Origin of the sequence: Nonomuraea sp. NPDC049309 (assembly GCF_043196965.1) — a bacterium.
Classification (GTDB): Bacteria; Actinomycetota; Actinomycetes; order Streptosporangiales; family Streptosporangiaceae; genus Nonomuraea; species Nonomuraea fastidiosa.
In genome coordinates this window covers 250,369-272,266 of the sequence record NZ_JBICSH010000007.1, presented here as the reverse complement: position 1 = coordinate 272,266, position 21,898 = coordinate 250,369, and the positions used below count along the sequence as shown (strand labels likewise).

The 21,898-nt window shown below is 72.3% G+C and carries 20 protein-coding genes and 1 tRNA gene; 13 read left to right on the top strand and 8 right to left on the bottom strand.

Translation table 11 applies throughout. The features are described 5' to 3' along the window. Positions 1-20: 20 nt before the first annotated feature. A complete protein-coding gene (locus ACGFIM_RS35615; RefSeq protein ID WP_393209967.1) occupies positions 21-959 on the bottom strand; it encodes an acyl-CoA desaturase in 939 nt (312 codons plus the stop codon). A 265-nt stretch (positions 960-1,224) separates the two neighbouring features. On the opposite strand from ACGFIM_RS35615, the gene ACGFIM_RS35610 reads away from it, so the two are divergent. The 12 genes from ACGFIM_RS35610 to ACGFIM_RS35555 all read left to right on the top strand — a co-directional run bounded on the left by ACGFIM_RS35610 (position 1,225) and on the right by ACGFIM_RS35555 (position 12,605). Next, positions 1,225-1,296: transfer RNA gene (locus tag ACGFIM_RS35610), tRNA-Gln, on the top strand. Positions 1,297-1,437: 141 nt separating this feature from the next. Continuing rightward, positions 1,438-2,889, top strand: a complete 1,452-nt coding sequence (gene glmU, locus ACGFIM_RS35605; RefSeq protein ID WP_364069603.1) for a bifunctional UDP-N-acetylglucosamine diphosphorylase/glucosamine-1-phosphate N-acetyltransferase GlmU — start codon at positions 1,438-1,440, stop codon at positions 2,887-2,889. 5 nt (positions 2,890-2,894) lie between these two features. Further along, entirely contained in the window at positions 2,895-3,863 is a 969-nt protein-coding gene (locus ACGFIM_RS35600; RefSeq protein ID WP_378790147.1) for a ribose-phosphate diphosphokinase, read from the top strand. A gap of 99 nt (positions 3,864-3,962) precedes the next feature. Beyond that, positions 3,963-4,571 (top strand): 50S ribosomal protein L25/general stress protein Ctc, encoded by a 609-nt coding sequence (locus ACGFIM_RS35595; RefSeq protein WP_364069607.1) that lies wholly within the window; start codon positions 3,963-3,965, stop codon positions 4,569-4,571. Between the two features lie 67 nt (positions 4,572-4,638). Continuing rightward, entirely contained in the window at positions 4,639-5,223 is a 585-nt protein-coding gene (gene pth, locus ACGFIM_RS35590; protein ID WP_393209963.1) for an aminoacyl-tRNA hydrolase, read from the top strand. 109 nt (positions 5,224-5,332) lie between these two features. Next, complete coding sequence (locus ACGFIM_RS35585; RefSeq protein WP_393209960.1) at positions 5,333-6,772, top strand: sugar transferase; 1,440 nt, start codon at positions 5,333-5,335, stop codon at positions 6,770-6,772. Beyond that, positions 6,772-7,554, top strand: coding sequence for a 3'(2'),5'-bisphosphate nucleotidase CysQ (locus ACGFIM_RS35580; RefSeq protein WP_393209957.1), 783 nt, complete (start codon positions 6,772-6,774; stop codon positions 7,552-7,554). The genes ACGFIM_RS35585 and ACGFIM_RS35580 overlap by 1 nt, the downstream gene beginning before the upstream one ends. Positions 7,555-7,573: 19 nt before the next feature. Then, positions 7,574-8,488 (top strand): sulfate adenylyltransferase subunit CysD, encoded by a 915-nt coding sequence (gene cysD, locus ACGFIM_RS35575; RefSeq protein WP_393209954.1) that lies wholly within the window; start codon positions 7,574-7,576, stop codon positions 8,486-8,488. Beyond that, positions 8,488-9,753 carry a sulfate adenylyltransferase subunit CysN gene (gene cysN, locus ACGFIM_RS35570; RefSeq protein ID WP_393209951.1) on the top strand — a complete coding sequence of 422 codons (1,266 nt, stop codon included), beginning with the start codon at positions 8,488-8,490 and terminating at the stop codon, positions 9,751-9,753. The genes cysD and cysN overlap by 1 nt, the downstream gene beginning before the upstream one ends. A gap of 88 nt (positions 9,754-9,841) precedes the next feature. Next, positions 9,842-10,732 carry a sulfotransferase gene (locus ACGFIM_RS35565; RefSeq protein WP_393209948.1) on the top strand — a complete coding sequence of 297 codons (891 nt, stop codon included), beginning with the start codon at positions 9,842-9,844 and terminating at the stop codon, positions 10,730-10,732. Between the two features lie 95 nt (positions 10,733-10,827). Further along, positions 10,828-11,730, top strand: coding sequence for a glycosyltransferase family 2 protein (locus tag ACGFIM_RS35560; protein WP_393209945.1), 903 nt, complete (start codon positions 10,828-10,830; stop codon positions 11,728-11,730). Then, positions 11,727-12,605: a WecB/TagA/CpsF family glycosyltransferase gene (locus tag ACGFIM_RS35555; RefSeq protein WP_393209943.1), complete on the top strand. Its 879-nt coding sequence runs from the start codon at positions 11,727-11,729 to the stop codon at positions 12,603-12,605. Before ACGFIM_RS35560 ends, ACGFIM_RS35555 begins: the two co-directional genes overlap by 4 nt. Positions 12,606-12,668: 63 nt before the next feature. Here ACGFIM_RS35555 and ACGFIM_RS35550 read toward each other — a convergent pair whose 3' ends face one another. From ACGFIM_RS35550 to ACGFIM_RS35525, 6 genes are read right to left on the bottom strand one after another with little or no spacing between them, the layout of a single operon-like run. Then, positions 12,669-13,592, bottom strand: coding sequence for a sulfotransferase (locus ACGFIM_RS35550; protein WP_393209940.1), 924 nt, complete (start codon positions 13,590-13,592; stop codon positions 12,669-12,671). Then, positions 13,589-14,845: a lipopolysaccharide biosynthesis protein gene (locus ACGFIM_RS35545; RefSeq protein WP_393209937.1), complete on the bottom strand. Its 1,257-nt coding sequence runs from the start codon at positions 14,843-14,845 to the stop codon at positions 13,589-13,591. The genes ACGFIM_RS35550 and ACGFIM_RS35545 overlap by 4 nt, the downstream gene beginning before the upstream one ends. After that, the gene (locus ACGFIM_RS35540) at positions 14,833-15,687 is read right to left on the bottom strand and encodes a sulfotransferase domain-containing protein (RefSeq protein ID WP_393209934.1); all 855 of its coding nucleotides are present in this window, start codon (positions 15,685-15,687) and stop codon (positions 14,833-14,835) included. Before ACGFIM_RS35540 ends, ACGFIM_RS35545 begins: the two co-directional genes overlap by 13 nt. Continuing rightward, a complete protein-coding gene (locus ACGFIM_RS35535) occupies positions 15,684-16,580 on the bottom strand; it encodes a hypothetical protein (protein WP_393209931.1) in 897 nt (298 codons plus the stop codon). Before ACGFIM_RS35535 ends, ACGFIM_RS35540 begins: the two co-directional genes overlap by 4 nt. Continuing rightward, complete coding sequence (locus ACGFIM_RS35530) at positions 16,577-17,863, bottom strand: hypothetical protein (RefSeq protein WP_393209928.1); 1,287 nt, start codon at positions 17,861-17,863, stop codon at positions 16,577-16,579. Before ACGFIM_RS35530 ends, ACGFIM_RS35535 begins: the two co-directional genes overlap by 4 nt. Then, positions 17,860-19,152, bottom strand: a complete 1,293-nt coding sequence (locus ACGFIM_RS35525) for a Wzz/FepE/Etk N-terminal domain-containing protein (protein WP_393209925.1) — start codon at positions 19,150-19,152, stop codon at positions 17,860-17,862. The genes ACGFIM_RS35530 and ACGFIM_RS35525 overlap by 4 nt, the downstream gene beginning before the upstream one ends. Before the next feature lie 379 nt (positions 19,153-19,531). On the opposite strand from ACGFIM_RS35525, the gene ACGFIM_RS35520 reads away from it, so the two are divergent. Then, complete coding sequence (locus ACGFIM_RS35520; RefSeq protein ID WP_393209922.1) at positions 19,532-20,599, top strand: glycoside hydrolase family 26 protein; 1,068 nt, start codon at positions 19,532-19,534, stop codon at positions 20,597-20,599. Between the two features lie 71 nt (positions 20,600-20,670). On the opposite strand, the gene cysC is transcribed toward ACGFIM_RS35520, so the two are convergent. Next, positions 20,671-21,894 carry an adenylyl-sulfate kinase gene (cysC, locus tag ACGFIM_RS35515; RefSeq protein WP_393209919.1) on the bottom strand — a complete coding sequence of 408 codons (1,224 nt, stop codon included), beginning with the start codon at positions 21,892-21,894 and terminating at the stop codon, positions 20,671-20,673. Between the last annotated feature and the right edge of the window lie 4 nt (positions 21,895-21,898).

Below are 21,898 nucleotides of genomic sequence, written 5' to 3'. Positions count from 1 at the left end.
CGCCGCTCACCGGCTGATCGTCAGGCAATGCGCTTCGCCGCCAGACGCTCGGGCGTCGGCCAGCGGACGTCGTACACCCACCCGAGCTTCTCGAAGATCCGGATGAGGCCGGCGCTCAGGTCGATCTGGCCCTTGAGCGCGCCGTGACGGGCGCAGGTGGGGTCGCTGTGGTGCAGGTTGTGCCAGGACTCGCCGAAGGACGGGATGGCGAGCCACCAGACGTTGCGCGACTTGTCGCGGACCTGGAAGGCCTCCTCGCCGAAGACGTGGCAGATCGAGTTGATGGACCAGGTGACGTGGTGCAGCAGCCCGATGCGGACGAGCGAGCCCCAGAACAGCGCGGTCAGCGCGCCCTGCCAGGACCAGGTAAGCAGCAGGCCGAGCACGCCGGGCAGCAGGATCGAGGTGAGCGCGAGCGCGGGGAACCACTTGTGCAGCTTCTGCACGTCCTCGTCCTTGCACAGGTCGGGGGCGTACTTCTCCCTGTTGGTGCGCTCGCTTTCGAACAGCCAGCCCATGTGGGCGTAGAGCAGGCCCTTGGTCATGTTCTTGAAGCCGGGGCCGAAGCGCCACGGCGAGTGCGGGTCGCCCTCCTTGTCGGAGAACTTGTGGTGCTTGCGGTGGGTGGCCACCCAGTCGAGCACCGACATCTCCAGGGAGAGGCTGCCGGCGATGCCGAGGGCGATCTTCAGCGGCCGCTTGGCCTTGAACGAGCCGTGCGTGAAGTAGCGGTGCAGGCCGACGGTGACGCCGAGCCCGGAGACCACATAGAAGACGAAGGCGATGGCGATGTCCGTCCAGCCGAGTCCCCATCCCCATGCGAACGGTACGGCCGCGGCGATCGCCACGAGAGGCAGGGTGACCACGAGCCCGAAGGTGATGAGCTCGGATCGGGACTTCGGTTCCGGTTCGAAGTCCGGCTTGGGGGCAGGGGTGGAACGCTCGGCGACAACGGTCATTGGCAGTCCTCCGCGAGGTATGTAGGTGAATGTCCTGGCTACGCAACCGTAACCTACGCCAGCGTAGGTAAGGAAGGGCCGAGCCCGGAATGTCGAGAACGTGACGGCGGGACCACCGATCGGCGTGGGAATCGTGGCTTGCGCGGTTTGCGAAGGTCTGTTATAGGCCCGCGCGGGCGCGGGCGGGGATGAGCGGCAATAGGGGCGCGCGGCGGCGTGCGAGGTCGGTATCGTAGGGAGTGCCGGACATCACGTGTCCGATCTGTCCCGGATCGTCTAATCGGCAGGACAAGTGGTTTTGGTCCACTTTGTAGGGGTTCGAGTCCTCTTCCGGGAGCCTTAACGGGCTCCCCCCGGCGGAAAGTTCGGGGGGAGTCCAGGTATCCTCACGGTGTCGGGAGGGTAGCTGCACAATGTGCAGCGGTGCGGATGTCGTACCGAATGCCCTGATCTGTCCAGTCACAGGGAGCCTCAGTCCGTGAGTGTGCCGCGCCCGGCAGCCGTCATCGTCCTCGCCGCCGGCGAGGGCACCCGGATGAAGAGCCAGACCCCGAAAGTCCTGCACGAGCTGTGCGGCCGTGCGCTGGTCGACCACATGCTCGCCGCCGCCCGCGACCTTGAGCCCGAGCAGCTCATCGTGGTGATCGGCCACGCGCTCGAGCGGGTCGGCGGCCACCTGGCCGCCACCAGCCCCGACGCGCGCACCGTCGTCCAGCGCGAGCAGCGCGGCACCGGCCACGCCGTGCGCACGGTGCTCGAAGAGATCGGCACGATCTCCGGCACCGTCCTCGTCACCTACGGCGACGTGCCGCTGCTGCGCACCCAGACCCTCGCCGGGCTGCTCGACCGGCACGCCGCCGAGAACAACGCGGTCACCGTGCTGACCGCCGAAGTGCCCGACCCGACCGGATACGGCCGGATCATCCGCGACGAGAGCGGCGCCGTCCTGGAGATCGTCGAAGAGAAGGACGCGACTCCGGAGCAGCGCGCGATCAAGGAGATGAACTCCGGCATCTACGCCTTCGACGGCCTGCTGCTCGCCGACGCCGTCAAGCGCGTCTCCACCGACAACGCCCAGGGCGAGGAGTACCTCACCGACGTCCTCGCCATCCTGCGCCGCGACGGCCACCGGGTGGGCGCGTGCGTCGCCGCCGACCATGTCGAGGTCGAAGGCGTCAACGACCGCGTGCAGCTCGCCGCCGCCCGCAAGATCCTTAACCGGCGCCTGCTGGAGCAGCACATGCGCGCCGGCGTCACGATCATCGACCCCGACAGCACCTGGATCGACGTCGGCGTCCGCATCGAGCCCGACGCGGTCGTGCACCCCGGCACCCAGCTTCACGGCGAGACCGTCATCAAGACCGGCGCCGAGGTCGGGCCGGGCACCACGCTCACCTCGACCGTCGTCGGCGAGGGCGCGGTGGTGCGCAACGCGGTCTGCGACCACGCCGAGATCGGCCCGGAGGCCAGCGTCGGCCCCTACGCCTACCTGCGCCCCGGCACCGTGCTCGGGCGCAAGTCCAAGGCGGGCACCTTCGTCGAGATGAAGAACACCAAGGTCGGCGAACGCTCCAAGGTGCCGCACCTGTCCTACGCGGGGGACGCCACCATCGGCAACGACGCCAACATCGGCGCCTCCACGGTCTTCGTCAACTACGACGGCGTCGAAAAGCACCGCACCACGGTGGGCGACGGCGCCTTCGTCGGTTGCGACACCATGCTCGTCGCCCCGGTGACAGTCCACGACGGCGCCTACACGGCGGCCGGCTCGACCATCGTCGACGACGTACCCCCCGGCGCCATCGGCGTGGCGCGTGCGCGGCAGCGCAACATCGAGAAATGGGTCTTGCGCAGGCGCGCGGGCACGAAGTCGGCGGCGGCCGCCCAGCGGGCGCTGGCCGAGCGAGAGCAGCAGGAGAGCACGAAGTGACCAGCATGAAGCAGCCCGGGGAGAAGAACCTCATGCTCTTCTCCGGGCGAGCACACCCCGAGCTGGCAGAGGAGGTCGCCAAGCACGTCGGCGTCTCCCTCACCCCCACCAAACTCATCGACTTCGCCAACGGCGAGATCTACGCCCGCTACCTGGAGTCCGTGCGCGGCTGTGACGCCTTCGTCATCCAGAGCCACACCACGCCCATCAACAAGTGGATCATGGAACAGCTGATCATGGTCGACGCGCTCAAGCGGGCATCCGCCAAGCGCATCACCGTGGTCATGCCGTTCTTCGGCTACTCCAGGCAGGACAAGAAGGGCCGCGGCCGCGAGCCCATCACCGCCCGGCTCATCGCCGACCTGTTCAAGACCGCGGGCGCCGACCGGCTCATGTCGATCGACCTGCACACCTCGCAGATCCAGGGCTTCTTCGACGGCCCGGTCGACCACCTGTTCGCCATGCCGGTCCTGGAGAGCTACCTCAAGAACAAGCTCGACCTCGCCAACACCACCGTCGTCTCGCCCGACACCGGCCGCGTGCGCCTGTCGGAGCGCTGGGCCGACACGCTCGGCACGCCGCTCGCGTTCATCCACAAGCGGCGCGACCTCGACGTCGCCAACTCGGTGAAGGTCAACGAGGTCGTCGGCAAGGTGCGCGGGCGCACCTGCGTGCTCATCGACGACATGATCGACACCGCCGGCACCATCTGCAAGGCGGCCGACGCCCTCTACGAGCAGGGCGCCACCAACGTCATCGTGGCGGCCACCCACGCGGTCTTCTCCGACCCGGCCGTCGACCGGCTGAAGAACTCCCGCATCTCCGAGGTCATCGTCACCAACACGCTGCCGCTGACGCAGGAGAGCCGCTTCGACAAGCTCACCGTGCTGTCGATCGCGCCGCTGATCGCGCGGGCGATCACCGAGATCTTCCAGGACGGCTCGGTCACGAGCCTGTTCGAGGGAGACACCTGAGCCCCTTAGACTGAACAGGTTGCGCTCGTAACGCCTTCCGCTAGGGCGGGTGAGGGGGAGCGCGATGAACCGTCCACATCTACATCCCTAGGAGATGTCGTGTCTGAAGTACGTATCGCCGCCGAACAGCGCACCACGTTCGGCAAGGGCGCCGCTCGCAAGATCCGCCGCGCCGACAAGGTGCCCGCCGTTCTCTACGGGCACGGCATCGAGCCCAAGCACCTCACGCTCCCCGGCCACGAGGTCCTGCTCGCCCTGCGCACGCCCAACGTGCTGATCCACCTCAAGGGCGACGGCGTCGACGAGCTGGCGCTGCCCAAGGGCGTCCAGCGCGACCCGATCAAGGGCTTCGTCGAGCACGTCGACCTGCTGCTGGTCCGCCGCGGCGAGAAGGTCACCGTCGAGATCCCGGTCACCCCGGTCGGCGACGTCCACTCCGACGGCCTGCTGGAGCAGCAGGTGACCACCATCGCCGTCGAGACCGAGGCCACCCACATCCCGACCGGCGTCGAGGTCGACGTCGAGGGCCTGGAGGTCGGCACCTCCATCACCGCCGGCCAGCTCAAGCTGCCGCAGGGCACCTCGCTGGCCGCCGACGCCGAGACCATCGTGCTGCAGGTCATCGCCAAGCCGGTCGAGGCGCCCGCCGAGGGCGAGGAGGCCGCCGAGGGCGAGGGCGAGGCCGCGGAGGCTCCCGCCGCCGAGTGAGCGACGGGTTCATTCGTGAACGGGGCGGCCGGACTCGAGCCGTCCCGTTCCGCTATGAGGGGACTTCATGGATCGCTGGCTGATCGCCGGGTTGGGCAACCCGGGGCCCGAATACGCGGGCAACCGGCACAACGCGGGCTTCATGGTGCTCGATGAGCTGGCCGCCAGGGCGGGCGGGCGGTTCAAGGCGCACAAGAGCAGGGCCGCGGTGTGCGAGACGCGGGCCGCCGTGCTCGCCAAGCCCCTGACGTACATGAACCTGTCCGGCGGGCCCGTCAAGGCGCTCTGCGACTTCTACAAGATCGGCCCCGAGCGGCTCATCGTCGTGCACGACGAGCTCGACGTCCCCTACGGCGCGCTGCGCGCCAAGCTGGGCGGCGGCGACAACGGCCACAACGGGCTCAAGTCCATCTCCAAGGCCCTCGGCACCCGCGACTACCTGCGGGTCCGCTTCGGCATCGGGCGGCCGCCCGGCCGCATGGATCCCGCCTCCTACGTGCTCAGAGACTTCGCCACCGCCGAGCGCAAGGACCTGCCGTTCCTCATCGACAGGGCCGCCGACGTGGTCGAGTCGCTGATGACCCGCGGCCTTGAGGCGACCCAGAACGACTTCCACCGGGCTGATCTCCACATATCCGGCCCTCCTCGCTGATCCCCGCATAGCTTCGTTCCGCCGAATACCGGGACGCGGCGCGGCTACGATCGGTCACTGTCCGTTCAGGAGTGGTCACCTGGAGGCACGCGTGCGCGGTGAGGGGCTCATGGTCGTGAGGACCGGCCATGGGGGCTGCTGGGGGAAGGCAGCACCGCGCACGCGCTCCTGGATGCGCACATATCGGCTGCAGGCCGTGCTGGGCGATCTGTGCGGGGCCGGCGCGGGCGCCTGCGCCGCGTTCGCCGTCAGGTTCGGCTGGCCCACCCCCTACGTCCTTCCGTACCTGCTGGTCAGCCTCGTGCTGCCGGTCGTGTGGTGCGGGGCGGTGGCGCTCAACCGCGCGTACGAGCCGCGCATGCTCGGCGACGGCCCCGAGGAGTTCCGCCGCGTGGCCCAGGCCGGCCTGGCGCTCACCGCGGCCACCGCCATCTGCTCCTACCTCACCAAGACCGACGTCGCCCGCGGCTACGTCGTGCTCGCGCTGCCCCTGGTCACCCTCCTCACCCTCGCCTTCCGCTACGCGCTGCGCCGCAACCTGCACCGGCGCAGGGCCGCGGGCCAGTGCATGCGGAGAGTGATCGCCGTCGGCCACGCCGCCTCCGTCGCCGAGCTGGTCGGCCTCTTCCGCAGGGAACGCCACCACGGCATGGAGGTCGTCGCCGCCTGCCTGCCGGGCGGGCACGAAGGGCAGAGCCTCGCGGGCGTGACCGTGGCAGGAGACCTCGGCGACGTGCCGCTGGCCGTCGAGCGGCACGACGCGGACACCGTGGCCGTGCTCGCCTGCCCCGAGATGGACGGCCAGGCGCTGCGCCGGCTGGCCTGGCGGCTGGAGCGCACGCTCACCGAGCTGGTGGTCGCCCCCGCGCTGATGGACGTCGCGGGCCCGCGCACCATGATCAGACCGGTCGCCGGCATGCCGCTGCTGCACGTCGAGCACCCCGAGCTGGCCGGCGCGCGGCAGCTCGTCAAGAACGTCTTCGACCGCGTGGTGGCCGCCGCGCTGCTGGTGCTGCTCGCGCCGCTCATGATCGGCCTCGCGGTGGCCGTGCGCGCGACGAGCCCGGGACCCGCGCTGTTCCGCCAGACCCGGGTGGGCAGGGACGGCAGGCTCTTCACGATCCTGAAGTTCCGCACCATGCGGCGCGGCTCGGAGCAGCAGAAGGTCACGCTCGTCAGTGACCGCGACGGCGTGCTCTTCAAGATCAGGAACGACCCGCGGGTCACACCGCTCGGCGCGTTCATGCGCCGCCATTCGCTCGATGAGCTGCCGCAGCTCATCAACGTCGTGCTCGGACACATGTCGCTCGTCGGGCCGCGCCCGCCGCTGCCGGAAGAGGTGGCGCGTTACGGTGACGATGTGCGCAGACGGCTCCTCGTCCGCCCGGGGCTGACCGGGCTATGGCAGGTCAGTGGCAGATCTGACCTATCGTGGGAGGAATCCGTCCGTCTCGACCTACGTTACGTGGAGAACTGGTCCCTCACTTTGGACCTCCAGATCCTGTGGAAGACTTGGTCGGCCGTCGCCCGCGGGCAAGGAGCTTATTGATGACGATTCGCGACGACCACGCCCTCGCCGCAGACCTGGCGACCGAGGCGGGACAGCGGCTGCTGAGGGTTCGTGAGCGGCTGGGATACGACGACCCGGCCGCGCTGCGCGCCGAGGGCGACCGATCCTCCCACCTGTTCCTCATGGAGAGCCTGTCGCGGCTGCGCCCGAGCGACAGCGTGCTGTCGGAGGAGGCCACCCGCGAGGAGCGGCTCGACCCGCGCAGGCTGAGCGCCGAGCGGGTGTGGATCATCGACCCGCTCGACGGCACTCGGGAGTTCTCCGAGCAGACCCCCGAGGGGCAGGGGCGCAGCGACTGGGCGGTGCACGTGGCGCTGTGGGAGCGCGGGCGGCTCACCGCCGGGGCGGTGGCGCTGCCGGCCCAGGGCCGTACGCTGACGACCGCCGACCCGCCCAAGCCGCCCGCCTACGACGGCAAGGGGCGCTTTCGCATCGCGGTGAGCCGCAGCAGGCCGCCGGAGTTCGTACAGAAGCTGGCCTACCTCGTGGGCGCCGACCTGGTGCCGATCGGCTCGGCCGGGGCCAAGATCTCGGCGGTGCTCACCGGCGAGGCCGAGGCGTACGTTCACGCGGGCGGCCAGTACGAGTGGGACTCAGCGGCGCCGGTCGCCGTCGCGCTCGCCGCCGGAGTTCACGCCAGCCGCATCGACGGCTCGGAGCTGACCTATAACCAAGCCGATCCGTCCCTACCGGATATCCTGGTTTCCCTACCGGAGCTGGCGACATCCCTGCTCGCCGGCATCCGTGACCTGCACCGCTGACCCGCCGGAGGAAGCTTCCATGCTCCAGCGCGACTACACGACGTCGCAGCTCGACGTGCTCGAGGCCGAGGCCATCCACATTATGCGCGAGGTGGCCGCCGAGTTCGAGCGGCCGTGTCTGCTCTTCTCCGGCGGCAAAGACTCGATCGTCATGCTCCGCATCGCCGAGAAGGCGTTCTGGCCCGCGCCGATCCCGTTCCCGCTGATGCACGTCGACACGGGACACAACTTCAAAGAGGTCATCGAGTTCCGTGACCGGCGCGCCGCCGAGCTGGGGGCCCGGCTGATCGTCGCCAGCGTCCAGGACTCCATCGACGCGGGCCGCGTCGTCGAGGACACCGGCAAGCGCGCCTCACGCAACCGGCTGCAGACCACGACGCTGCTCGACGCGATCGAGGAGCACGAGTTCGACGCGGTCTTCGGCGGCGCCAGGCGCGACGAGGAGAAGGCGCGCGCCAAGGAGCGGGTGTTCTCCTTCCGCGACGACTTCGGGCAGTGGGACCCGAAGAACCAGCGCCCCGAGCTGTGGAACCTCTACAACGCCCGCATCCGCAAGGGCGAGCACATCCGGGTCTTCCCGCTGTCCAACTGGACCGAGCTCGACGTCTGGGACTACATCAGGCGCGAGGGCATCGAGATCCCGTCCATCTACTTCGCCCACACCCGCAAGGTCTTCGAGCGCGACGGCATGCTGCTGCCCGACTCCGAGGTGGTGCCGCGCGACGACGACGAGCCGCTGTTCGAAGCGGTGGTGCGCTACCGCACGGTGGGCGACATGACCTGCACCGGCGCCGTGCAGTCCACGGCCAGCACGGTCGAGGAGATCATCCAGGAGATCGCGGCCACCCGTATCACCGAGCGGGGGGCCACGCGGGCCGACGACCGCTCGTCCGAGGCCGCCATGGAGGACCGCAAGCGAGAGGGCTACTTCTGATGGACATTCTGCGCTTTGCCACCGCAGGAAGCGTCGATGACGGCAAGTCCACCCTCATCGGGCGGTTGTTGTACGACTCCAAGGCGATCTTCGAGGACCAGCTCGAGGCGGTCGAGCGGACCTCCCGCGACCGGGGCACCGAGTACACCGACCTGTCGCTGCTGACCGACGGCCTGCGGGCCGAGCGGGAGCAGGGCATCACGATCGACGTGGCGTACCGGTACTTCGCGACCCCGCGCAGGAAGTTCATCATCGCCGACACGCCGGGGCACATCCAGTACACCCGCAACATGGTGACCGGCGCCTCCACGGCCGACCTCGCCATCATCCTCATCGACGCCCGCAAGGGCGTGCTCGAGCAATCGCGGCGCCATGCGTTCCTGACCTCGCTGCTGCGCGTGCCGCACCTGGTCCTCGCGGTCAACAAGATGGACCTGGTCGGCTACTCCCAGGAGCGCTTCGAGGAGATCCGCGAGGAGTTCACCGCGTTCGCCTCCAAGCTCAACGTCTCCGACCTGACGTTCATCCCGATCTCGGCGCTCAACGGCGACAACGTCGTGTCGCGGTCGGAGAACATGCCGTGGTACGCGGGCACGTCGCTGCTGCACCACCTGGAGAACGTCCACATCGCCTCCGACCGCAACCTGACCGACGTGCGCTTCCCCGTGCAGTACGTCATCAGGCCGCAGCGCGCCACCGACCCGGCCTTCCACGACTACCGCGGCTACGCGGGCCAGGTGGCGGGCGGCGTGCTCAAGCCGGGCGACGAGGTGGTGCACCTGCCGTCGGGCCTGACCACCCGCATCGCCTCGATCGACACCTACGACGGGCCGGTCGAGGAGGCGTTCCCGCCCATGTCGGTGACGCTGCGCTTCGAGGACGACCTCGACATCTCGCGCGGCGACATGATCGCCAGGCCCAACAACCAGCCGAGGGTGGCCCAGGAGCTGGAGGCGATGGTCTGCTGGATGGCCGACGGCGTCAAGCTCACGCCGCGCTCCAAGCTGGCCATCAAGCACACCACCAGGACCGCCCGCGCGCTGGTGCGCGACCTGCACTACCGGCTCGACATCAACACGCTGCACCGCGACGAGGAGGCGACCGCGCTCGGCCTCAACGAGATCGGCCGCGTCTCGCTGCGGATCACCCAGCCGCTGTTCGTGGACGACTACGCGCGCAACCGGCTGACCGGCGGATTCATCCTGATCGACGAGGCCACCAACGGCACCGTCGGCGCCGGGATGATCATCGACTCGTCCAGGTAGATCTTTAGGCGTTCCGTGACCTGACGATTACTGTCCGCGCTAGGGTCATCGCGTTCGGTGTTCGACGACGCGAAAGCCCCCTCGTTCCGTGACAGATCGCGCTAGTCCCCGGGTCGTCTACCTGGGCGGTCTCGGCCGCAGCGGCACCACTCTGCTGGAAAGGCTCCTCGGAGAGCTTCCCGGAGTGGTGGCGCTGGGCGAGGTGGTGCACCTGTGGGAGCGAGGGGTGCTCGCGGGGGAGCCGTGCGGGTGCGGCACGGCCTTCCCCGCATGTCCCTTCTGGCGGCAGGTGGGGGAGCGCGCCTTCGGCGGCTGGTCCCGCCTGCTGGCCGAGCGCGTGCTCGCCCTGCGCGGACGCATCGACCGCACGCGCAGGATTCCCCGCATCGGCCACCCCGACCTGGCCGAGTACACCCGCGCCTATCTGCGGCTCTACGCCGCCGCCGGCGCGCCGGTCGTGATCGACTCCAGCAAGCACGCCTCGCTGGCCTGCTGCCTCGTCGAGAGCGGGGCCGACGTCCACGTCGTGCACGTGGTCCGCGACCCGCGCGCCGTCGCGCACTCCTGGAGCAGGACCGTCCACCGGCCGGAGAACGGCCGGCCGATGACCCGGTGGAGCCCCGCCCGCACGGCCGTCCACTGGTCCGCGCAGAACGCCGCGATCGAGCTGCTCGCCGCACGCGGTGCCCGCGTCACCAGGATCCGGTACGAAGACCTGCTCGCCGCCCCCGGCCCCGCTCTGGCCGCGCTGGCCCGTGGCCTCGGCCTGCCCGAGCCCGGCTTCCTCGACGGCCGCACGGCGTGGCTGAGCGCGTCGCACACGGTGTCGGGCAACCCCATGCGCTTCCGGGTCGGGCCGGTGGAGCTGCGGCGCGACGACTCCTGGCGGTCGGCGCTGCCCGGCGCCGACCGGCGGCTGGTCGCCGCGCTCACCTGGCCCCTTCGCGCCCGTTACGGCTACCGGGGCGTGGCCGCGTGAGCGGGCCGGGGTTTCCGGGGTCCGGCCGGGTGAGCGGGCCGGGGTTTCCGGGGTCCGGCCGGGTGAGCGGGCCGGGGCGGCCGGGGCGCGGCCGCGTGAGCGCGCCGCCGTCGGTCGGGGTGGTCATCCCGACCCGTGGCGACCGTCCAGGGCAGCTGCGCGAGGCCGTGGAGGCCGTGCTCGCCCAGCGGTACGCCGGGCCGCTGGAGGTGGTCGTGGTCGCCGACGGCGGCCCCGCACTCGCCGCTGAGGCGGCGCGGTCGCTCGACGGCCTGCCGTTACGGGTGCTGCCCAACACCCGCACCCCCGGGCTGCCCGGCGCGCGCAACACCGGCATCGACGCCTGCGCGACCGAGCTCATCGCGTTCTGCGACGACGACGACGTGTGGCTGCCCGGCAAGCTCGCCGCGCAGGCCGAGGCGCTGGAGCGGGCCGGAGGCGAGTTCGCGAGCTGCGCGATCGAGGTCGAGCACGCCGGCCGCCGCGTCGCCCGGCTGGCCGGCACCGGCACGGTGACGGCCGCCGACCTGACCCGCTCGCGCATGATGATGGTGCACTCATCGACGTTCCTGTTCCGGCGCGGCGCGCTCCGCCCCGACGAGAGCGCCCCCGCGGGACAGAACGAAGACTGGGACCTGGCCCTGCGCGCCGCCAAGCGGCGGCCTCTCGTCCACATCGACCGCCCGCTCGTGCTGGTGCGCTGGGCCAGGTCCCACTACGCGGCCCGGTGGGCCGACCGCATTGCCGGGCTCGAGTGGATGCTCGCCCGGCATCCCGAACTGGCCGTGGATCCGTGCGGCGCGGCGCGGGTCTACGGCCAGCTCGCCTTCAGCCACGCGGCGCTGGGGCAGCGGCGGGCGGCCCTGCGGTGGGCCGCCCGCACCGTCACCACCCGGCTCCTGGAGCCGCGCGGCGCGATCGCCGCCGCCGTGGCGGCCGGTCTGGTCCCGGCCTCCGCCGTGCTGTCGGCGCTGCAGCGGCGGGGACACGGCATATGACCGCGCCCACCCCCGCGCCCACCGCCGCGCCCACTCCCGCGCCCACCGCCGCGCTCACTCCCGCGCCCACCGCCGCGCTCACTTCCGCTCCGCCCCTCTCGCCTCCGGCGCCGGGCAGGGTGCGCGTCGGCGGCGTCGAGGTGGACGCCGTACGCGAGGAGGACGTGCTGCGGCGGGTGGCGGCGGCCATGGACGCCGGGCGGGGCGGCCACATCGTCACCCCGAACGTCGACATCTGCCGGGCCGCCTCCGCCGACCCCGCGCTGCGCAGGCTCATCGGGTCGGCCGATCTGGTCGTCGCCGACGGCATGCCGCTGGTGTGGGCGGCCAGGCTGCTCGGCACGCCCGTGCCCGAGCGGGTCACCGGAGCCGATCTCATCTGGTCGCTCAGCGGGCTCGCCGCCGCCCGGGGCTGGCCGGTGTACCTGCTCGGCGGCGGCCCGCCCGAGGTGGCCGAGCGGGCGGCCGGCCGGCTCGCCGCCGCCTGCCCCGGGCTGCGGGTGTGCGGGGCGTACGCGCCGCCGTACGGATTCGACCGCACGCCCGAGGGCGTGGCCGAGGTGCGCGCGAAGGTGGTGGCGGCGGCGCCCCGGCTGGTGTTCGCCGGGCTCGGCTTCCCCCGGCAGGACCTCCTCATCGCCGGGTTACGGCGGGAGCTGCCCGGGGCGTGGTTCCTGGGGTGCGGCGCGGCCATCGCGTTCGCCGCCGGGACCGTGGCCAGGGCGCCGCTGTGGGTCCGGCGGGCCGGGCTCGAATGGGCGTTCCGGCTCGCCGGCGAGCCGGGACGGCTGGCGCGGCGGTACCTGGTGGACGACCTGCCGTTCGCGGCCCGCCTGCTGGGCGGCTGCCTGGCCGCCCGCCTGCGCCGCCGCTGACCCGGCCGCCCGCCCGCCTGGCCGTCCGCCTGGCCGCCCACCCGGGCCCCGTCGCCGACCTCGCTACCGGCCCGCCCGCGCCGTCGTCGGCCCGGGGGTCCAGGCCGTGGCGGTCAGGGTGCGGACGCGTTCGGCGTCCTCGCCGGTGAGCCCTCTCGCGGGGTCGGCCAGGGCGAGCTTGGGGTCCATGCGCCGGTAGGCCGTACGCGACAGGCCCGACCAGGCGAACGCCGCCGCCCGACCGCCGCCGGTGCAGGCCCGCGCGATGCGCCGCTCGGCGGCCGGGGTCCAGCGCAGCCCCGCGTAGCCGTACAGGTCGCGGAAGCCGGGGACGGGGTCGGCGGCCAGCGACTCGTACGAGACGAGCCTGATCCCCGGGGTACGGCGCAGGACGCCCGTCGTGACCCGCCACAGCGCCGCCGCCTTGGCCACCCGGTCCTGCGAGCCGACCAGCTCCCGCAGCTCGAGCAGCTCGGGATGGTCGCGGACGAGCAGCGGCTGGTCGAGCAGCTCGTGGAAGTGGACGGTCCAGCCGAGCCGCTGCCAGCTCGCCACGAACGACACCGGGTCACGGACCAGGGCGATGACCCGGCAGCCCAGCCGCCGCGCGAACCACCCGGCGCTCAGCACCGCGAACGGGTCGTCGAGCAGCGCCCGCCGCCCGGTGAGCCTGCCGTACGCGAACGCCGTGCCGTAGCGCAGCATCCGCGCCAGGTCGTACGGTGAGCGGTTCGCGCGCAGCTCGGCGAGCCACCGGTAGCGCAGGGCCGCCGTGTCGCGGAAGGCGGGCAGCCAGACGTCCGCGTTGTCGTCGCAGATGTACTGGAAGCGGTGCGTCACCTGGGCGGCGAGCACGCCGGGGCAGCGGCCCGGCGGGTGCTGGGGGTTGAGCGGCTCGTTGACGTAGATCAGCTCGCGGCCAGCGGTCAGCATGCGGCCCGTCCAGCTCGTGCCGCTGCGCGGCAGCCCGGTGACCAGCACCGTCATGCGGGCCTCCGCGGCAGCGGGCCGCGCAGCGCGGTCAGCGTGTGGCGGCCGAACGGGTGGAGCCGGTAGCGGCGGTGGAGCTGCCACAGCGGCAGCAGGTTCTTCACCAGCATGCCGCCCGACCAGCCGGCGACCGCGCCGAGCGCCCCGTGGGCGGGGATCAGCGCGAGGTCGAGCAGCACCGTGCAGCCGATGGCGGCCAGCAGGTTGAGCAGGCTGACGCCGGTGTGGCCGGCGGCGGTCAGGACGACGTCCACCATGCCGCAGGCGGTCGCCACCATCATCGTGCCGGCCAGGACCAGCGCGATGGGGGCGGCGGCGCCGTACGAGGGGCCGAACACGCGCAGCAGCCACGGCGCGAGCCCCGCGTACGCGAGCCAGAGCGGCCAGGTGAGCACCACGAGCCACGCCGTGGCGGCCTGGTACAGCTCCCTGGCCCGCTCCCGTTCGCCGTCGGCCAGCGCCCTGACCAGCCCCGCCTGCACGGCCTGCGCGAGCCCCTGGTTGGCGAGCTGCCCGACGACCTTGACCCGGGTGGCGGCGGTGTAGACGGCGGCGGCGGCCGGCCCGGCGAGCAGCGCCACGATCACGATGTCCACCCGCTGGAAGACGGCCTGGATGGCGCCGGCGAGCGAGCGCGGCGCGGTGTGCCGCCACAGGTCGAGCGCGGTCCCCGGCAGATAGGGCGTCCACGTGACGCGCCTGCGCAGCCAGAAGGCGGCGAGCACCAGCACCGGCACGTACGGCGCGGCCCACGCGGGCAGCAGCCACCAGCCGCCCAACCCGGCCAGCGCGGCGGCGGAGACCAGCAGGAGCTGGCCGCCGGGCACGAGCAGCCCGTCGAGCAGCACGGTCGGGCGCAGCGCCCCGAACCCGCGCCCGGCCGCGAGCAGCACGTCGGCGGCCACCATGACGGGCAGCAGCCCGGCGGCGGGCCCGAGCCGCGGGAACAGCACGGCCGCCGCCGCCACGGCCACGACCAGGCAGGGCAGCACGGCGGCCCTGATGTAGCCGGAGACGCCGCGGTAGCCGTACGACCTGGCGCGGGCGATGAAGTAGACGAGCCCGTTGCCGGCGTCGAGCTTGGCGATCCCGGCCGCCATCAGCGCCAGCGCGGTCGCGGTGAAGAACGCCCCGGCCTCGGCTGCCGGGTACGTTCTGGTCACCACCACGACGAGCACGACCTGCGCCACCGCGCCGAACGCGGCCCCCGACAGCCCGGCGAGCCCCCTGCGGGCGGTCAGCGCCGCCACGAGGGCTCACCGTCCAGCCAGCGCACCAGCCGCGCGTCCCAGGGCTCGAAGTGGTCGCGCAGCCGCCCGGCCAGCGCCCGCGGCACGGGACGCGGCAGCGAACGCCGGTTGTAGCGCTCGAAGACGGGATAGCCGAGGTGCGGCATGCCGAGGAACTCCAGCACCCGGTCGTAGGCGGTCTCCGGCTCGGCGAAGAAGCGGTGGCTGTCGAGCACCAGAATGCGGTCGCGGCCGAACAGCGGCTCCAGCCGGTCGAGCTGGTCGGCGTAGCGGCCCCTCGCGAGGTAGGCGTGGTGGCGGTGCGAGTGGTGCAGCGCGTGCGGCGAGGTGCGCAGCAGCTCCTCGGCCCCGGCCAGCCGCTCCTCCTCCAGCTCCAGCGCCCGCTCGAAGTGCGACTCGGTCTCGTAGCCCCTGGCCAGCTCGTGGGCGTGGGCGGAGCAGGCCCGCTCGACGGGGTCGCGGACGAGCACGATCAGCTTCACGCCGGGCAGGTCGGCGGCGATGCGCTGCCCGGCCAGCGGATGGAACAGGTAGTACGGGGACGACTCGTACGCCTGGGGGCGGTGGCCGTACCGGTGGGTGAGCAGCGCGGCGCCCACCCGCAGCGGGAAGTGCCCCTGATACCAGGACATGCCGCGCCAGTAGTCCACGTCGAAGTAGTGCACGCCCTTGTGCAGCACGGGCTTGAGCAGCAGCGGGTGCTGGGCGAGCGCGCGGTAGAGCGAGGTGGTGCCGCAGCGCTGCGCGCCCGCGATCAGGAACGACGGCAGCACGCGGGCGGCCGAGGTGAACCGTCCCGTGGTCCGCGACAGCGACAGGACCGAGCGCTTCGTGCTCCTCATATCAGCAGCTCCTCGTGATCGACGGCCGGGTTGAGCCACGACCGCGGCGGGCCGAACGGCGCGTGACCGTCGGCGGCGTGCCGGTCGGCCAGCGCGATGAGGTAGCGCAGCGCGGTCCGCCTGGCCGTGGCCGACGACAGGCCCAGCGGGGCCAGCAGGCATACGGACTGGGCGAGGCAGGCCTTGGCCGCGACCGGCGGGCGCATCCTGCGCAGGGCCCGGTGGAAGAAGTGGTGCAGCACGTCGAAGCCGAGGGGGACGCCCACCTCGTAGCGCTCCCAATCCCACACCAGCAGCCGCCCGCCGGGGCCGCGGCTGAGGTTCCACGGCGTGAAGTCGCCGTGCCAGGCGGGCCGGGCGCCGCCGGTGGCGGCGATCTCCCTGGCCGCCTCCAGCAGCAGCGGCGCGGGCACCCGGCCCCTGCGCACCGGTAGCGGGGAGAGCGCGAGCACCGACATGCCGCGCCAGTCGCCGTGGTGCAGCACGGCCGGGACGGTGACGGTGCGCAGGGGGAGCGCGGCCAGCCTGCGCAGGGTCGCCGCCTCGGCGTCGACGAGCCCGCGCGCCCGCTCGGTGTCGCCGATCTTCACGAACGCCAGCAGCCGGCCGTCCGCGCGGGCCTCCAGGATGGGCTTGCGGTTGGCCCGCCGCGCCGGGCGTACGTGCAGGACGGTCTCGACCGGGCGCTGGAAGACCTCGCCCAGGTGGTCGGCGATCGACCCCTCGACCGGCACCACCACCCGCGACCCGAGGTGCCACCAGCGGCGCGGCGCCAGCCTGCGGGGCAGGGCGGGGTGCGGCAGCACCGTGTACGGGCGGGGCGCGCCGGCCCCCGGATACAGCAGGCGTACGGTGTCGGCGAGGTAGCCGAGCCGCACGGCGGCGTCGTTCATGACGGTCCCCCGGCCGTGTGCGCGTTCCTCCACAGGAGGGCGAACGAGATGAGGTAGAGGCTGAGCGGCGTGACGAGCCCGTCGTAGATGAACATGTAGAGCAGCACGAAGCCCATCACGAGCACCCCGCCCAGCCCGATCGGGCTGCGGTCGCGCCAGTGGCGGCGGATCGCCCCCACGAAGAACGCCACGTACAGCGCGGCCCCTGTGAACCCCTGGGTGATGATCAGCAGCCAGAGCTGGCCGTCGCTGCCGAGCGGCGGATGCCCGCAGCCGGGGCACCAGCCGGTCTTGCCGGTGGTGATCGAGCGGTGGTTGCCGGTGGCGTTGCGGGTGTTGCCGTAACCGATCACAGGGGAGTGGGCGGCGGCGGCGAGGGTGGCGCTCACCGTGAAGGCGCGGATGTCGTTGGAGTGCGGCCGGTCGAGCCGCTGCGCGAACAGCGGTGCGAGCGGGCTCAGCAGGAACGCGAGCACGGCGGCCGCGACCGTCGCGCACAGCGCCACCCTGGTCCTGCCGCCCACCCGGACGATCAGGTAGAGCACGGCGAGCCCCAGGCCGATCCACAGCCCGCGGTTGAGCGAGTAGACGATCGGCACCGCGGCCAGGGCGACCACCACGGCCACGAAGATCTTCTGCCGCGCCCGGCCGTACACCCACCATCCGACGACGAACCAGACCAGCAGCACCGACGCGTTGCTGCCCCAGGCGTTGGCCCACTCGTACGGCGCCTCCGGCCTGGGCAGCGAGAACCCGAGCACCTTCTGGGTCTGCGCGGCCGTCGGATGGATGAGGTTCTGCACGAACGGGTTCCCGGCGATCCACTCGGGCAGCAGCCGCTCGACCGGCGAGGTGAACTCGAATCCGGGGGCCAGCACGCCGAGCAGCCCCCCGGCCACGGTGATGACGAACAAGACGCCCAGCATCCGCACCAGCCGCAGCTGCGGCAGCTCGCGCTCGGTGAGGTTGCCGAGGTAGAGCACCATGATCAGGACCGCGCAGTAGAGCGCGAAGCGCATGCCGTAGCCGATCAGCCGGCCCGCGCCGAACTCGCCGTACGTGCCCGGCGGCGACTCGCCCAGCATCAGGCCGCTCACCAGGTAGCCGGCGAGCAGCAGCAGCCACAGGCCGAAGCCGCGCGGCACCTTGACCGGCCGCCGCCGCCACAGCAGCACGGCCATGGGCACGGCGAGCACCACCACCGACAGTCCGCCGAACCCCAGCGCCCACCACAGCGGGTAGCCGACCAGCAGCGCCGCGATGGGCCACGCGGGCCCGATCACGTCGATCGGCCATGACGGCGGCGCAGCGTCTGCAGCGGGCCGGTCTCGTCCTGCGCTCCTGGCCGGGCGGCGCGCAGCTCGCCGGTGGCGACGAGCTTGCCGAGCGAGGCGGGCGGGTGCGGCTCGAGCAGCGGCACGAACGACGGGACGGCGTCGGTGGCGGTCACCGCGCCGACGAGCGGCACGCTGTGCCTGGCCAGGCGGCGCGCGGCGGCGGCCACCTCGCGCGAGGTGACCCGGCCCAGGCCGATGAGCAGCACGGCGGCGTCGGCTCTGGACAGGTCGCGCACGTCGGTGCCGTCGAGCACGACCAGCGGCGCGCTCACCGCGAGCGGCTCGGACAGCGACGCGGAGTACAGGTCGGCGGGCAGCGCGACGACCAGCAGCCGCTTGCCGGGGCAGGCGGCGACGAGCGAGCTCGCCAGGTCATGCAGCACGCCGGGCCGGCGCGGGCCCGACAGGTCGCCGAGCACGGGCAGGCCGGTGAGCCGCTCGACGTCGGCGGGCGTGCGCAGGCGGGTGTCGAGGCGGTCGCGCACGTACGCGGCGGCCACGCCGGCCAGCAGGCCGAGCATGAGGCCGGTCCCGAGGTAGAGGGGCAGGCTGGGGGAGCTGGGCGCGGCGGGCGGCACGGGCCTGCTGATGATCGTGCCCGGGGTGACGGCGACGGTGCGCAGGGCGTCGTACTTGACGGCGAGGCCGGCCGCCTGCCGGTTGAGCACGCCGTGGCGCTGCACGGCGATCGCGCGCTCCGGGCCCTTGGGCAGGGTGGCGAGCTGCCTGATCACCCGGTCGATGGCGGCGTTGACCTGCTTGAGCTTGGTCAGCACCGCCTCCTGCTGGCGGGCCATGGCGGTCAGCGCGCTCTCGCGGCGGTGTGCGAGGTAGGCCTCGGCGTACGCGGTGGCGCGCGCCGCCGCGGCTTCGGGGTCGGCGGCGGTCACCGACAGCAGCAGCACCGAGGAGTTGGGCGGCACGGCCGCCTCGACCGGCTCGACGGCGTCGACGCCCAGCGTGCGGGCGGCGCGCGCGGCGACCACGGCCGACCGGGCGATCTGTGCCTCGGTGTCGAGGTTGAGCGCCTCGCGGTGCCGGGCGGTCACCTGGTTGACCTGCTCGCCCGCGCCGATCGGCAGCACGAGCACCTGCGCGGTCGCGGTGTAGGCGGGCGGGACGATCCGCAGCAGCGCGAGCGCTGCCGTGCCGCCCACGACGACGCAGCCCACCAGGACCAGCCATCGCCTGCGCAGCAGCGAGAGGTGTGCGTCCAGGTCGGTACCGGAGCTCATGGGGGATGGTCTCCTGAGTGTGTACGTTGCGTGGCCGCCTGGCGCCATCGCGTCACCGCCGAAGTGGTGCGCCCACTATAGGGCGGCGTCTGATCACCCCGGTTCAATACTTCAAGATTTTTCCCGGATAAGCCGCCCGGGAAATGCTCATATTTCGGTTTCTAGGGTTATTTCCCGGGCCGCCTTTTACCCGCCACGAGCAGGGCTAACTCTCACACTGGCTGAAGTTCCTGGAATGACATGGCAAGGTTCAGGTGTGACAGCCGGGGTCGTTCGACGAAGGGGTTGGAAGACTTTGCTGCTACGGGGAATTTCGCGGAAAGCGACGTCCGGTGTTCTCGCGCCGCCGCCGGCCTCTGCGCGGGGGGCCATGGCCGGCGTGCTCGTCACAGCGCTCGTCACAGTGCTCGTCACTGCGCTGGCCGCCGGGCTGGCCGCCTGCTCCACCGCCGCGGGCTCACCCGTCCCCGCGCCGGTCCAGGCTCCCGCGGCCAAGCAGGCGGCGGGGTCGCCCGCCTGCACGGCCACCTCCAAGCTGATCCCGTCCTGCGGCGCCTGGTGGGGCCTCGCGCCCGAGGTGTTCACCGGCGTGCCGATCGAGCAGGCCCTGCACGGCGCGGAGATGCGCATGGGCGCTGCGGCCGACGTGGTGCACGTCTATCACCGGGGCCGCGAGCTGTTCCCCACGCCCGCCGAGGTCAGGCTGGCCCGCGACCCCGAAAGGCCGCGGCTGCTGATGATCAACTGGAAGCCGTCGTTCCAGCACACCTGGGCGCAGATCGCCGCGGGCAAGCTCGACCGCAGGATCGACCGGCTCGCCGCGCACATCAGGCGCACGTTCCCCGAGCGGTTCTTCCTCACCCTGCACCACGAGCCGGAGGACGACGTCGACGCCTCCGCCCGCTCCGGCATGCAGGCCACCGACTACGCCGCCATGTTCCGCCACGTCGTGCTGCGGCTGCGGGCGCAGGGCGTGCGCAATGCGGTCATCGTCATGACGTACATGGGGGCGCCCAACTGGGCGGCCAAGCCGTGGTTCGAGGACCTCTACCCGGGTGACGACGTGGTCGACTGGGTGGCGATGGACCCGTACGCCGACGACCGGGTCCAGGACTTCGACGGGCTGGTCAACAAGACACGCAAGGAGTACCCGGACTGGCCGGGCTTCTACCGGTGGATGCAGGCGCGCTTCCCCGGCAAGCCGGTCATGGTGGCCGAGTGGGGCGTGTTCGAGCGCTCGTACGACCGCGGGTTCAAGCGCACGTTCTTCGAGTCCGTGCTGCGCCAGATCAAGCGATACCCGCAGATCAAGGCGCTGATCTACTTCGACTCGCCGCAGGCGCCGCGCGGCGACACCAGCTTCGACTCCGACGGCGGCGCCGACCGCGCCTTCACCCGGCTGGCCCGCGACCCCTACTTCCGCTCCACGCCCGTCCCCAGGCCCTGACGCGGGCACGGCGAGGCGCCGCGCCGGGGCGCAGTGGCCGGGTGCCGTGATGGGATGCCGCGCTGGGGCGCTCAGCGCACCCAGCCGCCGGCCTTGATCGTGTCGAGCACGCGGGAGACGGCCGCCTCGATCGACAGGTGCGTGGTGTCGATCACCAGGTCGGCGTCGTCGGGCTCCTCGTAGGGGTCGGAGATGCCGGTGAACTCGGGGATCAGGCCGGCGCGGGCCTTGGCGTACAGGCCCTTGCGGTCGCGCCGCTCGCACTCCTCGAGCGGGGTCGCGACGTGGATCAGCAGGAAGTCGGCGCCCACCGACTCGACCATCTCGCGCACCTCCGCGCGGGTGGCCGCATACGGCGCGATGGGGGCGCAGATGGCCAGGCCGCCATGGCGGGCCGCCTCGGCGGCGACGAAGCCGATGCGGCGGATGTTGAGGTCGCGATCGGCCTTGGAGAACGTCAGGCCCTTCGACAGCAGCTTGCGCACCACGTCGCCGTCGAGGTAGGTGATCGTGCGGCTGCCGGACTCCAGCAGCGCGTCGCGCAGGCCGCGCGCGATCGTCGACTTGCCCGAGCCCGACAGGCCGGTGAAGAAGACCACCAGGCCGCGGCGGTGCGGCGGGCCGGGGATGTGCACCGGGTCGGGGCCCGCCATGTGCTCGGCGGCGCCGTACGCGGCGGCGACGTGTTCGCGCAGCTCCAGGTCGATCTCCGGCTCATCGCGCGGCGCGAGCGGCACCGGGACCACCAGCGTGCCCTCGGGCAGCCGCTCCTTGGCGCGCAGCGCGGCGCGCACGACGGCCGGGCCCGCCTCGCCGTACGCGAGCGGCAGCAGCAGGACGACCGCGTCGAGCTCCTTGGCGGTGGCCGTCACCTCGTCCAGGTCGTCGAGCGGCCCGCGCATGGTGACGGCGAGCGCGGGACGCCCGCCGAGCTCCTCCTTGACCTGGGCGGGAGTGCGCCGCAGCCGGGCGAACGGGCCGTGCTCGGGCGTGCCGAGCGCCTTGACCGGGCCCGAGGTCAGCCCGTCGGGCTCGTGGCCGGTCACGGTGAGCGCCGCGAGCGGCAGCCCCTCGGGATCGAGCAGCGTGACCTCGTCGCCGGGGGACAGGTCGGCGCCGATGTGGAGGGTGACGGGCGCGGGCCATGGAGTGCCGTCGGCCAGCGTGCCGCGCTCGTACACGGAGTGCAGGTCGTCATGGCCCAGGAACCCCGTCAGCGGTTCGAACGCGCCCGACAGCAGGAGTTCGAGGTCGGCCAGCTCGCGCGGGTCGGGGGTCCACTCCACGTTCTGCATCCCA

Bases quoted from the DNA above. Each gene is read 5' to 3' on its own strand.
- ACGFIM_RS35615 (WP_393209967.1), bottom strand. From the start codon at position 959: ATGACCGTTGTCGCCGAGCGTTCCACCCCTGCCCCCAAGCCGGACTTC.
- ACGFIM_RS35600 (WP_378790147.1), top strand. From the start codon at position 2,895: ATGAAGCAGCCCGGGGAGAAGAACCTCATGCTCTTCTCCGGGCGAGCA.
- pth (WP_393209963.1), top strand. From the start codon at position 4,639: ATGGATCGCTGGCTGATCGCCGGGTTGGGCAACCCGGGGCCCGAATAC.
- ACGFIM_RS35585 (WP_393209960.1), top strand. From the start codon at position 5,333: ATGGTCGTGAGGACCGGCCATGGGGGCTGCTGGGGGAAGGCAGCACCG.
- ACGFIM_RS35580 (WP_393209957.1), top strand. From the start codon at position 6,772: ATGACGATTCGCGACGACCACGCCCTCGCCGCAGACCTGGCGACCGAG.
- cysD (WP_393209954.1), top strand. From the start codon at position 7,574: ATGCTCCAGCGCGACTACACGACGTCGCAGCTCGACGTGCTCGAGGCC.
- cysN (WP_393209951.1), top strand. From the start codon at position 8,488: ATGGACATTCTGCGCTTTGCCACCGCAGGAAGCGTCGATGACGGCAAG.
- ACGFIM_RS35555 (WP_393209943.1), top strand. From the start codon at position 11,727: ATGACCGCGCCCACCCCCGCGCCCACCGCCGCGCCCACTCCCGCGCCC.
- ACGFIM_RS35550 (WP_393209940.1), bottom strand. From the start codon at position 13,592: ATGACGGTGCTGGTCACCGGGCTGCCGCGCAGCGGCACGAGCTGGACG.
- ACGFIM_RS35540 (WP_393209934.1), bottom strand. From the start codon at position 15,687: ATGAGGAGCACGAAGCGCTCGGTCCTGTCGCTGTCGCGGACCACGGGA.
- ACGFIM_RS35535 (WP_393209931.1), bottom strand. From the start codon at position 16,580: ATGAACGACGCCGCCGTGCGGCTCGGCTACCTCGCCGACACCGTACGC.
- ACGFIM_RS35525 (WP_393209925.1), bottom strand. From the start codon at position 19,152: ATGAGCTCCGGTACCGACCTGGACGCACACCTCTCGCTGCTGCGCAGG.
- cysC (WP_393209919.1), bottom strand. From the start codon at position 21,894: ATGCAGAACGTGGAGTGGACCCCCGACCCGCGCGAGCTGGCCGACCTC.